We start from the raw sequence: 15,246 nt of genomic DNA on the forward strand, positions 1-15,246 counted from the left end.
CGGCAACTGCGGTGCGACGGCTGGCCGCCATGGCGCGCGAACGCGGCCGGGCGAGGCGCGAAATGCGGCTGCGGAGCGCCGGCAGTGCCGATTGCGGCTGTTCGGGTGCGCAGCTTGCTTGGGTCAGCTGCATGAACACCTTCATTCGCGTCGCAGAAGTCTGGGTGCCCTCGGTCGATGGCGGTGTACTTGAGTTGGCCGATGGGTGGTTCGACAACGCACCGGCGTTTGGCCGGATCAGCCGGGAGATGTGTTTCGGCCGGGACGAAGGCCTGCCCGGCCGGGCCTGGGAGGAAGGCCGGCCTTTGCTGCTGCGGCAGTTCGAGGGCAGCTATTTCCGCCGCATCGACGCGGCGCGGGCCGGCGGCCTGAGTTGCGCGCTGGCGCTGCCGGTGTTCCTGAACGGGGCGCTCAGCTCGGTGCTGGTGCTGTTGTGCGGCGAGGTCCAGGCCCAGGCCGGTGCGATCGAGCTCTGGCACAACGATCCGCGCATCACCTCCGACCTGAGGCTGGATGACGGCATTTTCGGTGGCGACACCGCGGGCACAGCGCTGGAGGCACTGGCCCGCGACGCCTTCCTGCCGCGAGGCAGCGGCCTGCCCGGCCTGGCCTGGCAGCGCGAGCAGGCGGTTTTCATGGAGCAGCTCGATGCTGCGCACTTCCTGCGTGCGCAGGCCGCAGCCGATGCCGGGCTGGTGAGCGGCCTGGCGTTGCCTTGCGCTGGCCGGGACCCGGCGCACACCTGGGTGTTGAGCCTGCTGTCTTCGCCGGCCACGCCGATTGCGCGGCGCATCGAAGGCTGGCTGCCGGATACCGACGGGCTGATGCTGCAGCGCGGCTTCGGCTTTTGCGAGGCACGCGGCAGTCTGCCCACCGAAAGCCTGCCGCTGCAGGCGCTGGGCGCCATTGGCCGGGCGCTGTCCACCGGCGTGGTCCAGGTCTGCACCAGCCCGGAACCGGCAGGCCAGGCGCTGGCCGGCGAGCTGGACGCGGCCGGGCTGCGCACCGTGGTCGCCATCCCGCTGGTGCAGGCGGGTGCCAGCGGCGACCTGATCAGCGAGGTCGTGGCGCTGTATTTCTGACGCGGTTCAGCGACGCCGCCGGCTGGCCGTGGCGCCGCCCAGGATGGAGCCCAGCACGCCGCGCACGATCTCCCGGCCGACGCTGGAGCCGATGGTGCGCACGGCGGACTTGGCAACGGTCTGCGCCAGCCCGTCGTGCCGGCCGCCGCGTGGGCCGGTCGAGCCGAACAGCAGGTCGCTGAGGCCTTCCTTCATGCCGTCCATCCAGCCAGGGCCCTGGGCCTCGGCGGGCGCTTGCCCAGGCGCGGGCTGGCCGGCAGTCGGCGCGGGCATGTTGGTGGCCGTGGGCCTGGCACCCGGCGCCGGCGACGCCTCGGCACCGCCGCGCAGCTTCTCGTAGGCCGACTCCCGGTCCAACGCGGTTTCGTAGACACCCGCCACCAGCGAGCCCTCGCGCAGCGCCTGGCGCTGGGCCGGCGTGATCGGGCCGATCTGGCCGCCGGGTGGCAGCACGAAGACGCGTTCCGTCACGCAGGGCCGGCCTTTGGCGTCCAGGAAGCTGATCAGCGCTTCGCCCACGCCCAGCTCGGTGATGGCTGTTGCAATGTCCAGCCCGGGGTTGGCACGCATGGTTTCGGCGGCGCTCTTGACGGCCTTCTGGTCGCGCGGCGTGAAGGCGCGCAGCGCGTGCTGCACCCGGTTACCGAGCTGGCCCAGCACGCTGTCGGGCACGTCCAGCGGGTTCTGGGTCACGAAATAAACGCCCACGCCCTTGGAGCGCACCAGGCGGACCACCAGCTCGATGCGCTCGACCAGCGCCGCCGGTGCGTCCTTGAACAGCAGGTGGGCCTCGTCGAAGAAGAAGACCAGCTTGGGTTTTTCGAGGTCGCCGACCTCGGGCAGCGTCTCGAACAGCTCGGACAGCATCCACAGCAGGAAGCTGGCGTAGAGCCTCGGCGCGTTCATCAGCTTGTCGGCCGACAGGATGTTGATGACGCCAAGGCCATCGGATGTCTGCATGAAGTCCGCGATGTTCAGCATCGGCTCGCCGAAGAACTGGTCGCCGCCTTGCTGTTCGATCTGCAGGAGGCCGCGCTGGATCGCGCCGATGGACGCGGCGCTGACGTTGCCGTACTCGGTCGTGAACTGCGAAGCGTTGTCGCCCACGTGCTGCAGCATCGCGCGCAGGTCCTTCAGGTCCAGCAGCAAGAGGCCTTGGTCGTCGGCGATCTTGAAGACCAGGTTCAGCACACCGGCCTGGGTCTCGTTGAGTGCCAGCATGCGGGCCAGCAGCAGCGGCCCCATGTCGCTGATGGTGGCGCGCGCCGGGTGGCCCTGCTCGCCGAACACGTCCCACAGCGTGGTGGGGCAGGCGACAGATGCCGGTGCGTCCAGGCCACGTTCCTTCAGCACGGCGGCAAGCTTGGGGCTCAGGCTGCCGGCCTGGCTGATGCCGGTCAGGTCGCCCTTCACGTCGGCCATGAAGACCGGCACGCCGATGCGGGAGAAACCCTCGGCCAGGGTTTGCAGCGTGATGGTCTTGCCGGTGCCGGTGGCGCCGGTGATCAGGCCGTGGCGGTTGGCCAGCTCGGGCAGCAGTTCGCAGCGGGTGTCGCCGTGTTGCGCGACGAGCAGAGGGTCGGCCATCGAAGTCTCCTCGTGGCGGCCGACAGGCCACCAAGTAAAATCTCAGTCTATCCAAGAAACTTGAAATGCCCCGGGTCGGCTTTGGCGTGCCCGGGCGCAGGAGAACTCTGTCATGGCTGGGCACTCGAAATGGGCCAATATCCAACACCGCAAAGGTCGTCAGGACGAAAAGCGGGGCAAGGCCTGGACGCGGGTCATCCGTGAGATCATGGTCGCGGCCCGGCTGGGCGGCGGCGATGTCTCGGCCAACCCGCGGCTGCGGCTGGCGGTCGAAAAGGCCAAGGCGGTGAACCTGCCGGTCGACACGGTCAAGCGCAACATCGACAAGGCCACGGGCAACCTCGAAGGCGTGAACTACGAGGAAATCCGCTACGAGGGCTACGGCATTGGCGGCGCGGCCATCATCGTCGACTGCATGACCGACAACCGCGTGCGCACCGTGGCCGATGTGCGCCACGCGTTCAGCAAGTACGGCGGCAACATGGGCACCGAAGGCTCGGTGGCCTTCCAGTTCAAGCACTGCGGCCAGCTGGTGTTCGCGCCGGGCGTGTCGGAAGACAAGGTCATGGAAGTGGCGCTGGAAGCCGGCGCCGATGACGTCATCACCGACGACGACGGCGCCATCGAGGTGCTGACGCCGCCGACCGAATTCGAGGCGGTCAAGAACGCGCTGGAGGCCGCCGGCCTGAAGCCCGAGATTGCCGAGGTCACGATGCGGGCCGAAAACACCATTGCATTGAGCGGCGACGATGCCGAGCGCATGCAGAAGCTGCTGGACGTGATCGAGGACCTGGACGATGTCCAGGAGGTCTATCACAACGCCGAACTCGAGCAGTAAATTCCAGAAAAACAATCAGAAAAGACGGCCCACCCATCATGAACATCCTCGTCATCGGCTCCGGCGGCCGTGAACACGCTTTGGCCTGGAAACTGGCGCAAAGCCAGAAGGTGCAGCATGTCTTCGTGGCACCCGGCAACGGCGGTACCGCGCTGGACAAGCGCCTGACCAACGTGCCCATCACCGACCCCACGGCGCTGGCCGACTTCGCGCAGAAGGAAAAGGTCGGCCTGACGGTGGTTGGCCCCGAAGCGCCGCTGTCCCAGGGCGTGGTTGACATCTTCCGCGCCCGCGGCCTGCGCATCTTCGGCCCGACCAGGGCCGCCGCCCAGCTCGAAAGCTCCAAGGCCTTCGCCAAGGACTTCATGCAGCGGCACGCGATTCCCACCGCAGCCTACGGCACCTTCACCGATGCCGCCCAGGCGCACGCCTACGTCGACAAGATCGGCGCGCCCATCGTCGTCAAGGCCGACGGCCTGGCGGCCGGCAAGGGCGTGGTCGTGGCCATGTCGCTGGCCGAGGCGCACGAGGCGATCGACTTCATGCTGGAAGGCAACGGGCTGGGCGTGGTGCACAACGCGGGCGGCGCGCGGGTCGTGATCGAGGAATTCCTGCTGGGCGAAGAAGCCAGCTTCATCGTGCTGTGCGACGGCAAGAACGTGCTGCCGCTGGCCACCAGCCAGGACCACAAGCGCATTGGCGATGGCGACACCGGACCGAACACCGGCGGCATGGGCGCCTATTCGCCGGCCCCCGTCGTCACGCCCAACGTGCATGCCCGCGCGATGCACGAGGTCATCCTGCCGACGATAGCCGGCATGGCGAAAGACGGCATTCCGTTCACCGGTTTCCTCTACGCCGGGCTGATGATCTCGCCCGACGGCCAGGTCAAGACGCTGGAGTTCAACACCCGCATGGGCGACCCGGAAACCCAGCCCATCATGATGCGGCTCAAGAGCGACCTGGTCGACGTGATGCTGCATGCCACGGATGGCACGCTGGACCAGGTCACGCTGCAATGGGACCGCCGCTTCGCGCTGGGCGTGGTGATGGCTGCCGCCAACTACCCGGCCGAGCCGCGCAAGGGCGACGCCATCACCGGCCTGCCGGCCAACGCCGCCGGCACCGAAGACGGCATGGTCTTCCATGCCGGCACGGTGGCCAAGGACGGCCAGACCCTGACCTCCGGCGGCCGCGTGCTGTGCGTGACCGCGCTGGGCGACTCGGCGCGCACCGCGCAGCAGCGCGCCTACGAGCTGATGCAGGGCATTGCCTTCGACGGCGCGCAGTGGCGCACCGACATCGGCCACCGCGCGATCAAGCGTTGAACCGGGAGCCATCGTTTGGTCGACACGCAGGCATTGCGCCGCTACTTCCTGGACCTCCAGGCCCGTATCGTGGGCCGGTTCGGTGAGCTCGAAGGCCAGGTTTTCCTGACGGATGCCTGGCAGCGCGAGCCTGGTGCCCGTTTGACCGGCGACGGCATTTCGCGCCTGATCGAAGGAGGCCAGCTGATGGAGCGCGGTGGCTGCAACTTCAGCCATGTGCAGGGCCAGCAGTTGCCGCCTTCGGCCAGCGCGCACCGGCCCGAACTGGCGGGTGCGCCGTTCGAGGCCATGGGCGTGTCGCTGGTCTTCCACCCGCGCAACCCGTTTGTGCCGACGGTGCACATGAACGTGCGCTGCTTCGTCGCCAAGCCCGAGGGCCGCGAGCCGGTGGTGTGGTTCGGTGGTGGCATGGACCTCACGCCGTACTACGCCTTCGAAGAGGATGCGGCACACTTCCACCGCACGTGCCGCGACGCATTGGCGCCGTTCGGCGACGCGCTGTACCCGCGCTTCAAGCAGTGGTGCGACGAGTACTTCTTCCTCAAGCACCGGCAGGAGCCACGCGGCATTGGCGGCGTCTTTTTCGACGACTTCCACGAGCTGGGCTTCGAGCAGAGCTTCGCGATGACACGCGCCGTCGGCGATGCCTTCCTCGCCGCCTACGAGCCCATTCTGCAGCGCCGCCGCGACATGCCCTACGGCGAGCGCGAGCGCGATTTCCAGGCCTATCGGCGCGGGCGTTACGTCGAGTTCAACCTGGTGTGGGACCGCGGCACCCTGTTCGGCCTGCAGTCCGGCGGCCGCACCGAGGCCATCCTGATGTCCATGCCGCCGATGGCGAATTGGCGTTACGACTGGGCGCCTGAAGCCGGCACCGCCGAGGCCAAGCTGTACAGCGATTTCTTGCGGCCGCGGGACTGGGCCGACGAGGCGCTGTGACGCGCCGACGGGCCCTCAGGATCGGCCTGTTCGGCGGTAGCTTCAATCCGCCGCATTTGGCGCATCTGACGCTGGCCCGTGTCGCGGTGCAGTCGCTGCAACTGGATGAGTTGCGCTGGCTGCCGGCCGGCGCGCCCTGGCAGAAGCCCGCTGGCGCGCTGGCGCCAGCGGAAGACCGGGCGGCGATGGTGCGGCTGTTGATGGCTGACGAGCCGCGGCAAACACTGGATTTGCGCGAGCTGCAGCGTCAAGGGCCGAGCTACACGGTGGACACGGCGCGCGAACTGAAAGCCGAGTTTCCAGAGGCCGAGCTGGTGCTGGTGATCGGTCAGGATCAGTACGCCAGACTCGACACCTGGCGGGATGCGGCACAATTGCGCTCCCTGGTCTCATTTGCCGTCGCTGCTCGCGAGGGCCGAACCCCCAGTCCGCCGGCCGCCTGGTCGGGCCTGGCACACGCCATGAACGTGCTGCCGCTGCCCCGTACCGACATCAGCGCCACCGGCATCCGCGAACGCATCGCTGCCGGGCAGCCGGTTTCACCGCTGGTCGGTGAGGCGGTGGCGCGCTATATTGATCAACACCTCCTCTACCGGGCGCCCCCCGGCCGCTGAATGGACATCCGCAAACTGCAACGCGCCATCGTCGATGGCCTCGAAGATGTGAAGGCCCAGGACATCGTGGTCTTCAACACCGAGCACCTGTCGCCGCTGTTCGAGCGTGTCATCGTGGCCTCGGGCACCAGCAACCGCCAGACCAAGGCGCTCGCTTCCAGCGTGCGCGAATCGGTCAAGCGCCAAGGCCTGCAGGTGCTGCGTACCGAGGGTGAAGACAACGGCGAATGGATCATCGTGGACTGCGGCGCCGCTGTCGCCCACATCATGCAGCCAGCCATTCGCGACTACTACCGCCTCGAAGAGATCTGGGGCGGCAAGCCGGTCAAGATCAAGCTTGGCAGCAGCCAGGTCTCGCTGGTCAAGGCTTCCGAAGAGGAAGAAGAGGACGATGAACCGGTTGCGAAGCCGGTGAAGACCGCCAAGCCGAAGAAGGCCTCGGCCAAGGCCGAAGCGCTGGCGACGCCCACGTCCCGCCCGGCCCGCAAGACCAGCAGCGGCAAGCTGGCCAAGCCGGAAGCACGGCCGGAGCCCATGCCCAGTGCCAAGGCCGTGGCCAAGGCTGCAGCCGCCAAGGCAGAAGCCAGGAAGACGGCCGCCAAGGACGCAACCAAGAAGGCCATTGCCAAGGCCACGCCGGTCAAGACCCTGGTCGTCAAGCCGGTGGCCGCCAAGAAGGGTGTCATCAAGACTGCCGGCAAGTTGCCTGCCAAGAGCGCCACGCGGGCGCCAGCCAAGGCTGCGCCTGCCAAGGCCGCACCTGTGAAGGCTGCCGCAAAGAAGGCGGCGCCGGCCAAGAAGGCCGCACCGCGCAAGACCGCGCGCTGAGCCGCAGCGCCTGATGCGCCTCGTGCTTGCCGCCGTCGGCCAGCGCCAGCCGGCCTGGGCTGACGTGGCCTACGAGGACTTCGCCAAGCGTTTCCCGGCCGATGCGAAGCTGGAGCTGAGGGCCGTCAAGGCCGAGCCGCGCGGTGGCAAGAGCACCGAGCAGCTGATGGCCGCCGAGGCCTCGCGCCTGGAAGCGGCCTGCCCCAAAGGTGCCCGCCGCGTCATCCTCGATGAGCGCGGCACCCGCCTGACCACCGCGGAGCTCGCGCGTCGTTTCGAGTTCTGGTTGGGTGACGGGCGCGACGTGGTGTTTTTCGTTGGCGGTCCTGATGGCCTGGACCCGGCCCTGAAGGCCACGGCCGACGAGACGCTGCGCCTGTCCGACCTGACCCTGCCGCATGCCTTTGTGCGCGTGTTCCTGGCCGAGGCGCTGTACCGCGCCTGGTCACTGCGCAACGGCCATCCTTACCACCGCGAGTGAGCCGCGTGGCCTGAGCCGCGGTGTTCGACGCGTTTGCTGTTGCCCTTCGCCTTGAACACTGCCGCCGCGCCATTGCCGTTCCATGCTTCCCGTTCGCTGCGCGTCGACACGCTGCGCGGCGTGGCCATCCTCAGCGTGCTGGTGCTGCACTTCACGCTGGCCTTCGGGCTGCTGAAAAGCCCGCTGGGCGACCTGCTCGGCAAGCCGCTGCTGGGGGTGCTGACACTGCGCGGCAACTACGGTGTGACGCTGTTTTTCGTGATCTCGGGCTTCCTGATCACGCGCCAGGTCCTGCAGCGCGATGGCGGGCTGGCGAACATCGACCTGCGCCGCTTCTACGTCGAGCGTGCCAGCCGCATCCTGCCTCCGCTGCTGCTGGCGCTGGCAGTCATCGTGCTGCTGGGCTGGGTCGGCGGGCTGCCGTATTTCGGCAGTGACCAGCGCGGGCCGCCACTGCCCGCGCAGCGCTGGTTGATTGCGCTGGCCTCGGTGCTGGGCTTCTGGCACAACCTGCTGATGCAGCAGGAAGGCTGGGGCTACTTCCACTATTGCTTGAACGTCTACTGGTCACTGTCGGTCGAAGAGGCGTTCTACCTGCTGTTTCCGCTGCTGTGCCGCTTGCTGAAGCGGCCTCAGTGGATCGCGCTGGCGGCTGTTGCCTTGCTGGTGCTGGGGCCGGTCTACCGCACGCTGCACCCAGGCAACGACATCGATTTCCTCTACGCCTATCCGGCCTGCTTTGACGCCATCGCTGCGGGCGTGTTGTGTGCGCTGGCCAGCCAGCGCTGGCGGCTGCCGGCGCGCTGGGCTGCGCCTGTGCGCTGGCTGGCGGTGGCAGGCATGGTCGCGGTGTGGAGCCAGTCCTTCATGGCCCATCCGGGCTGGACCTTCAGTGCGCTGCTGGGCTGCACCGCCATCTGGTTGTGGGCTTCGCGAGGCCCGCAGCCGGTGGTCGTGGGTTGGCGCGGGCGGCTGGACAGCTTGCTCACGCCGCTGCGCTGGCTGGGCCGCCACAGCTACGAGCTGTACCTGTTCCATGTGCTGGTGCTGGCCGGGCTGCTGCAGTTCTTTCAGCGCGACACCTTGCAACCGGTCCAGCGCCTGCCCTTGCTGGCGGTCTTCCTGCTGCTGAGCGTGTTGCTGGCCTCTGGCGTGTCGCGCTGGGTGGGCGAACCTGCACTGAGGTTCCTGCGCGCACGCTGGACAGTGCGTGCTGCGGCGCGTTCTCGGCAGAGTGGCGCCGTCGCCTGAGAATGCCGGTCATGCACGCCTTTGTCTACCTCGCCTCCCAAAGCCCGCGCCGCCGCCAGTTGCTGGACCAGCTCGGCGTGCGCCACGAGTTGCTGCTGCCTGCGCCGGACGAAGACGCCGAGGCACTGGAGGCCGAGGTGCGCGGCGAACTGCCGGCCGACTATGTGCAGCGGGTGACACGCAACAAGCTGGTCGCCGCGCGCGAGCGCTTGAAGGCCCGCGGGCTGCCGGCGGCGCCGGTGCTGTGCTCTGACACCACGGTCGCGCTGGGCCGGCGCATCCTCGGCAAGCCGGTGGATGCGGCGCATGCGCTGGCCACGCTGCAGGCCTTGTCCGGCCGCAGCCACCGGGTGTTGACCGCCGTGGGCGTGCACGACGGCCGGCGCAGCCGCTTTGCGCTCAGCCTGTCCAGCGTGCGCTTTGCAGAGATCCCCGTCGAAGTGCTCAGCCATTACGTGGCCAGTGGCGAGCCGTTTGGCAAGGCCGGCGCCTATGCCATCCAGAGCTCGCTGGCCGGCTGGATCGCGCGCATCGCCGGGAGCTACTCCGGTATCATGGGTTTGCCCCTTTACGAGACAACCCAGCTGCTGCGCCAGGCCCGCGTACGATTCTGACGACGCCGTGCCGGCAGCCGCAGGGTCAGGCCAACAGGCCACCGGCCGCCACGCATGCACGACATCCTGATCAACTGGTCCCCACAAGAGACCCGGGTCGCCATCATCGAAAACGGCGCGGTGCAGGAACTGCACCTGGAGCGCTCGCTGGAACGGGGCCTCGTCGGCAACGTCTACCTTGGCAAGGTCGCCCGCGTGCTGCCCGGCATGCAGAGCGCCTTCATCGACATCGGCCTGGAGCGCGCCGCTTTCCTGCACGTGGCCGACCTGCACAGCAGCGGCCCGCACCACGGCAAGGGCGACAACGGTCGCGGCGACGGGACCAACGCGCCGCCGCTGCCGATCGAGAAGCAGGTCTTCGAAGGCCAGACGCTCACGGTGCAGGTCATCAAGGACCCCATCGGCACCAAGGGCGCGCGGCTGTCCACGCAGATCAGCGTGGCCGGTCGCATGCTGGTCTTCCTGCCGCAGGACAACCACATCGGCATCTCTCAGAAGATCGGCTCGCCCGAAGCGCGTGAGCAGTTGCGCACGCGCATGCAGGCGCTGGTTGGCAAGCCCGAAGAAGGCGGTGGCGGTGGCTTCATCCTCCGCACCAATGCCGAGGAAGCCAGCGACAGCGAGCTGGGCGACGACATTGCCTACCTGCGCAAGACCTGGGGCCTGATCCGCCAGCGCGCGGTGTCCCAGCCGGCCGGCTCGCTGCTGCACCAGGACCTGGGCCTGGCCGAACGCGTGCTGCGCGACCTGGCAACCGAGCAGACGCAGGCCATCCGCATAGATTCGCAGCAGCAGTTCGACCTGCTGAAAGCCTTTGGCACGGCCTACACACCGGCCTCTTCCGCCAAGCTGGAGCACTACCGCGGCGAGCGGCCGATCTTCGACCTGTTCGGCATCGAGGAAGAGATTGCCAAGGCGCTGGCGCGGCGCGTGGACCTGAAGTCCGGCGGCTACCTGATCATCGACCAGACCGAGGCGCTGACCACCGTCGACGTCAACACCGGCGGCTTTGTCGGCGCGCGCAATTTCGACGACACCATCTTCAAGACCAACCTGGAAGCGGCACTCGCCATTGCCCGCCAGCTGCGCCTGCGCAACCTGGGCGGCATCATCATCGTCGACTTCATCGACATGGTGCGCGAGGAGCACCAGAACGCGGTGCTGAGCGAATTCAGGAAGCAGCTGGGGCGCGACCGCACCAAGACCACGGTCAGCGGCTTCACGCAGCTGGGCCTGGTCGAGATGACGCGCAAACGCACCCGCGAATCGCTGGCCCACATGCTGTGCCAGCCATGCCCTACCTGCGCCGGCCGCGGCCAGGTCAAGACAGCGCGCAGCGTCTGCTACGACATCCTGCGCGAGATCCTGCGCGAAGCCCGCCAGTTCGACCCCAAGGAATTCCGCGTGCTCGCCAGCGCCTCGGTGGTCGAGATGCTGCTGGACGAAGAAAGCCAGCACCTGGCCGACCTCTCCGCCTTCATCAAGAAGCCGATCTCGCTGTCCGCCGAGCCGACGATGAACCCGGAGCAGTACGACATCGTCCTGATGTAGCTTGCTGTCCACGAGGGCCGCGCTCGCGGCCCTCGTCGGATGTCAGGCGACTTCGCGTCCCGCGCCGGCCATCCAGATCCGGTACCAATCTTCGGCGCTGAGTTCGAGCTTGGTCGCCGCCATGGCTTCGTCGGCGGCTTCCAGACGGTGTGAGCCGATGACCGGGATGGGTTGGCAGGGCAGGCGCAGCAGCCAGGCCAGGGCCAGCGTGGTGGCGCTGGCGCCGCCCAGGCGTTCCCTCATGTCGGCCAGCACGGCGCGCACGGCCAGCGAGCGTTCGTCGGTGCCGGTGAACAGGCGGCCGCCGGCCAGCGGGGACCAGATCATCGGGCGCAGGCGCAGCTGTTGCAGCTGGTCGAAGCTGCCGTCGTCCAGCGGGTCCAGGTGCAGCGGCGAGCATTCGAGCTGGTTGGTCAGCAGTGGGAAGCGGCTGTTCAGCAGCGCGAACTGCGAGGCGGTGAAATTGGACACACCGAAGTTCAGCACCTTGCCCTCGCTGCGCAGCTGCTCGAAGCAGCGCGCGAGTTCATCGGCGTTCAGCAACAGGTCAGGGCGGTGGATCAGCAGCAGGTCCAGCCTGTCTGTGTGCAAGGCCTTCAGCGAGGCTTCGACGGAAGCGCGCACGTGCGCGGCCGAGCTGTCGTAGGACTTGATCGCGTGGCTGGGCCGGTTCGGCGTGCTCAGCTTGATGCCGCACTTGCTGACCAGCTGCATGCGCTCGCGCAAGCCAGGCGCTGCGGCCAGCGCCTCGCCGAACAATGCCTCGACCTCGTAGCCGCCATAGATGTCGGCATGGTCGAAGCTCGTCAGGCCGCGCGCGATGCAGCCCTCGATCCAGGCCAGGCGCTGCGGCACGTCGAGCTGCCACTCGGACAGGCGCCAGGCGCCGGCGACGATGGGGGAGAGCTTCAGGTCGTTCATGGAGTGCGGTGAAGGGGGTCGTTCTTTCAGCTGCGGAACTGCATGCCGTGCAGCCGCGCGTACAGGCCGCCCTGCGCGAGCAGTTGCTGGTGGCTGCCTTGTTCGACGACGCGGCCACCGTCCATCACGACGATGCGGTCGGCACGCTCGATGGTGGCCAGCCGGTGGGCGATGACCAGCGTGGTGCGGCCCTGCATCAGCCGGTCCAGCGCTTGCTGCACCAGATGCTCGCTTTCGGCATCCAGTGCCGACGTGGCTTCGTCCAGGATCAGGATGGGCGCGTCCTTGTAGATCGCGCGGGCAATCGCCATGCGCTGGCGCTGGCCGCCGGAGAGCTGGCTGCCGTTGTGGCCGATGGGGCTGTCCAGCCCCTGTGGCAGGCTCATCACGAAGTCCAGCAGGTTGGCGCTGCGCAGCGCTTCGCGCACGCGCTCCACGTTGGTCTCTTCGCCCAGCGCCACGTTGTTGGCCACCGTGTCGTTGAACAGCACCACGTCCTGGCTGACCAGCGCGAACTGGCGGCGCAGCGAGCCCACGTCCCATTCGACCAGCGGCACGCCGTCCAGCATCACTCGGCCGCTGTCGGGTTCGACGAAGCGCGGCATCAGGTGCACCAGCGTGGACTTGCCGGCGCCCGAGGGGCCGACCAGTGCCAGCGTTTCGCCGGCGCGGATGTCCAGCGTCACGGCGTCCAGCGCCTGCGGCTGGTCTGGCCGGTAGCGCAGGTTCACGTCTTCCAGCTGCAGGTGGCCGCTGCTGCGCTCGACCTGGTAGCTGCCGCCGGTCTCGGCCGGGCTGTGTTCGATCATGTCCAGCCCGCGCTCCAGGGCGGTCAGGCCACGGGTGATGGGGGCCATCACGTCCGACAGGTGCTTGATCGGCGTGATCAGCATCAGCATCGCGGTGACAAACGAGACGAAGCTGCCGACCGAGGCGCCGCTGGAGCGCGCATGCCACAGCGCCACCACGATCACGCCAGACATCGCGACCGAGGCCAGCACCTGTGTCAGCGGCGTGATGCTGGCGCTGGACGCGACCGACTTCAGCAGCAGGCTGCGCAGGCGCTCGCTGCCCTTCTCGAAGCGCGCGGCCTCGATCCTGGCCGCACCGTGCATGCGCACGATGCGCCAGGCCAGCACGTTTTCCTCGACCACGTAGGCGAGTTCGTCGGTGGCGGTGGCACTGGCCTTGCTGAGCTTGCGCAGCCGCGCGCCCACGCTGCGCATGACCCAGGCGACGGCGGGCAGCAGCACCGAGACCAGGAGCGTCAATTGCCAGTTCAAATACATCAGGTAGCCGAACAGGCCGATCAATGTCAGCGAGTCCTTCACCATCGTGTTCATGCCGTTCATCATCTGCTGCGCGCCGGCCTGCACTTCATGAACGAGGGTGTTGGTCAGGCTGCTGGCGCTGCGGCTGCCAAACAGCGCGGGCGCGGCCTTCATCAGGTGGTCGAACATGGCGGTGCGCAGCGACAGCACGCCGCGGTTGGCGGCCCAGGCCAGCGAATACTGCGAGATGAAGCCGGACACGCCACGCAGCACGAACAGGCCGATCACCACCACCGGCACCTGCCACAGCGGCAGTGCGCCTTCCTTGAAGCCGCGGTCGATCAGCGGCTTCATCAAGGCAGCGGTCATTGGTTCTGTGGAAGCCACGAGCACCGAGGCCACGATGGAGATGGCCCAGGCCCCGCGGCCACCCTTGAAGTGGGGAGCCAGGCGGCGCAGGCGCTGAAAGAAGGAAGGGGTCATGTTCTGTGAGAGCGACCTGGAGCGGGCCCGGCAGCGATTATCGTTGTTGCTCTGCCTACAATGCGCCGCAGCCCACAATTGACGCCGGCATGGAACTTGTTGCGCGTTTTTGGAATCGAGCCCTCTACGCATGTGGAACAGACGTAATGCTTTGGGCGCGCTAGGCGCCCTCGGAACCACGGCCGCTTTGCCGGCCCTGGCCCAATTTCGAGTCGAGATCGCCGGCATCGGGGCGACCCAGCTGCCGATTGCGCTGCTGCGCTTCCGCGACGAGGAGAACAGTTCGCAGCCCATCTCGCCGGTGATCCGGGCCGACCTGGAGCGCAGCGGCCTGTTCCGCTTCGTTGACGGTGCGGCCCAGCACGACGAAACCGGCAGCCCGTCCTTCAACGACCTGCGTGGCCGCGGCGCGGATGCGCTGGTCGCCGGCTCGGTCGCCCGGCTGGCCGACGGCCGCTTCGACGTGCGCTACAAGCTGTGGGACGTGGTCAAGGGCAGCGACCTGGGTGGCCAGAGCCTGGCCGTGCCTGCCCCCGACCTGCGGCTGGCGGCTCACCGCATTGCCGATGCGATCTACGAGAAGCTCACCGGCGAGAAAGGCGTGTTCGCGACCCGCATCGCCTACGTGACCAAGGGCGGTGGCCGCTACGCGCTGCGCGTGGCCGATGCCGACGGCGAAGGCGGCCAGGTCGCGGTCACCAGCGGCGAGCCCATCATTTCGCCAGCCTGGTCGCCCAACGGCAAGGAACTGGCCTACGTCTCGTTCGAGTCGCACAAGCCGGTGGTCTATGTGCAGGACACCTCGACCGGGGCGCGCCGCCAAGTCGCCAACTTCCGGGGCTCGAACAGCGCACCGGCCTGGTCGCCGGACGGCCAGACGCTGGCAGTGACGCTGTCGCGCGAAGGCGGTTCGCAGATCTTCCTGATGCCGCGCGAAGGCGGCACGCCGCGCCGCGTGACGCAGAGCAGCGCCATCGACACCGAGCCGGCCTTCACGCCGGACGGCAGCGCGCTGTACTTCGTCAGCGACCGCGGCGGCTCGCCGCAGATCTACCGCCAGCCGGTCAATGGCGGCAATGCCGAGCGCGTGACCTTCAACGGCAGCTACAACATCAGCCCGGCCATCAGCCCTGACGGCAAGACGCTGGCCTTTGTGCAGCGCCAGGGCGGCAGCACCTTCAAGGTCATGACCATGGACCTGGCCAGCGGCAACCTGACAACCGTCAGCGACACCAGCGATGACGAAAGCCCGAGCTTCTCGCCCAACGGCCGCTTCCTGATCTACGCCACCCGCACGCGTGGCCAGGAAGTGCTGATGACTTCCACATTGGATGGCAAGATCAGGACCCGCCTGCTCACCAGCGGGCAAGACATTCGCGAACCGGTCTGGGGCCCCTTCGGCCGCTGAGCACAAAGCCCAGTCTTCGCGAGCCAACGCTGCACCACAAGCTGCATCAC

14 protein-coding genes are annotated in these 15,246 nt (G+C 67.9%); 11 read left to right on the forward strand and 3 right to left on the reverse strand.

Translation table 11 applies throughout. The features are described 5' to 3' along the window. The first annotated feature begins 131 nt into the window (after positions 1-131). On the forward strand, positions 132-1,082 hold the full coding sequence (locus tag LRH25_RS25040; RefSeq protein ID WP_231012772.1) for a GAF domain-containing protein: 951 nt from the start codon (positions 132-134) through the stop codon (positions 1,080-1,082). Between the two features lie 6 nt (positions 1,083-1,088). Here LRH25_RS25040 and LRH25_RS25045 read toward each other — a convergent pair whose 3' ends face one another. Next, the gene (locus tag LRH25_RS25045) at positions 1,089-2,669 is read right to left on the reverse strand and encodes a helicase HerA-like domain-containing protein (RefSeq protein WP_231012773.1); all 1,581 of its coding nucleotides are present in this window, start codon (positions 2,667-2,669) and stop codon (positions 1,089-1,091) included. A gap of 112 nt (positions 2,670-2,781) precedes the next feature. On the opposite strand from LRH25_RS25045, the gene LRH25_RS25050 reads away from it, so the two are divergent. From LRH25_RS25050 to rng, 9 genes are read left to right on the forward strand one after another with little or no spacing between them, the layout of a single operon-like run. Further along, positions 2,782-3,507 carry a YebC/PmpR family DNA-binding transcriptional regulator gene (locus LRH25_RS25050; RefSeq protein WP_141288297.1) on the forward strand — a complete coding sequence of 242 codons (726 nt, stop codon included), beginning with the start codon at positions 2,782-2,784 and terminating at the stop codon, positions 3,505-3,507. Between the two features lie 38 nt (positions 3,508-3,545). Beyond that, complete coding sequence (gene purD / locus LRH25_RS25055) at positions 3,546-4,835, forward strand: phosphoribosylamine--glycine ligase (RefSeq protein WP_141288296.1); 1,290 nt, start codon at positions 3,546-3,548, stop codon at positions 4,833-4,835. Between the two features lie 15 nt (positions 4,836-4,850). Beyond that, a complete protein-coding gene (gene hemF, locus LRH25_RS25060) occupies positions 4,851-5,774 on the forward strand; it encodes an oxygen-dependent coproporphyrinogen oxidase (RefSeq protein ID WP_141288295.1) in 924 nt (307 codons plus the stop codon). Further along, positions 5,771-6,388, forward strand: coding sequence for a nicotinate-nucleotide adenylyltransferase (gene nadD, locus LRH25_RS25065; protein ID WP_141288294.1), 618 nt, complete (start codon positions 5,771-5,773; stop codon positions 6,386-6,388). Before hemF ends, nadD begins: the two co-directional genes overlap by 4 nt. Then, the gene (gene rsfS, locus LRH25_RS25070; RefSeq protein ID WP_141288293.1) at positions 6,389-7,216 is read left to right on the forward strand and encodes a ribosome silencing factor; all 828 of its coding nucleotides are present in this window, start codon (positions 6,389-6,391) and stop codon (positions 7,214-7,216) included. 13 nt (positions 7,217-7,229) lie between these two features. Beyond that, positions 7,230-7,697 carry a 23S rRNA (pseudouridine(1915)-N(3))-methyltransferase RlmH gene (gene rlmH / locus LRH25_RS25075; RefSeq protein WP_141288292.1) on the forward strand — a complete coding sequence of 156 codons (468 nt, stop codon included), beginning with the start codon at positions 7,230-7,232 and terminating at the stop codon, positions 7,695-7,697. Between the two features lie 51 nt (positions 7,698-7,748). Beyond that, entirely contained in the window at positions 7,749-8,948 is a 1,200-nt protein-coding gene (locus LRH25_RS25080; protein ID WP_231012774.1) for an acyltransferase family protein, read from the forward strand. 11 nt (positions 8,949-8,959) lie between these two features. Continuing rightward, positions 8,960-9,562 carry a Maf family protein gene (locus LRH25_RS25085; protein WP_231012775.1) on the forward strand — a complete coding sequence of 201 codons (603 nt, stop codon included), beginning with the start codon at positions 8,960-8,962 and terminating at the stop codon, positions 9,560-9,562. Between the two features lie 54 nt (positions 9,563-9,616). Continuing rightward, positions 9,617-11,113 carry a ribonuclease G gene (gene rng, locus LRH25_RS25090; RefSeq protein WP_141285991.1) on the forward strand — a complete coding sequence of 499 codons (1,497 nt, stop codon included), beginning with the start codon at positions 9,617-9,619 and terminating at the stop codon, positions 11,111-11,113. Between the two features lie 42 nt (positions 11,114-11,155). Here the strand turns inward: rng and LRH25_RS25095 are convergent, their stop codons facing one another. Next, positions 11,156-12,034, reverse strand: coding sequence for an aldo/keto reductase (locus tag LRH25_RS25095; protein WP_141285989.1), 879 nt, complete (start codon positions 12,032-12,034; stop codon positions 11,156-11,158). A gap of 26 nt (positions 12,035-12,060) precedes the next feature. Continuing rightward, on the reverse strand, positions 12,061-13,788 hold the full coding sequence (msbA, locus tag LRH25_RS25100) for a lipid A export permease/ATP-binding protein MsbA (RefSeq protein WP_141285988.1): 1,728 nt from the start codon (positions 13,786-13,788) through the stop codon (positions 12,061-12,063). A gap of 130 nt (positions 13,789-13,918) precedes the next feature. Here msbA and tolB point away from each other — a divergent pair, with 130 nt between their 5' ends. Then, positions 13,919-15,196 carry a Tol-Pal system beta propeller repeat protein TolB gene (tolB, locus tag LRH25_RS25105; protein ID WP_141285985.1) on the forward strand — a complete coding sequence of 426 codons (1,278 nt, stop codon included), beginning with the start codon at positions 13,919-13,921 and terminating at the stop codon, positions 15,194-15,196. The last annotated feature ends 50 nt before the right edge of the window (positions 15,197-15,246 follow it).

It is taken from the genome of Ideonella azotifigens (genome assembly GCF_021043325.1).
GTDB lineage: Bacteria > Pseudomonadota > Gammaproteobacteria > Burkholderiales > Burkholderiaceae_C > Ideonella > Ideonella azotifigens.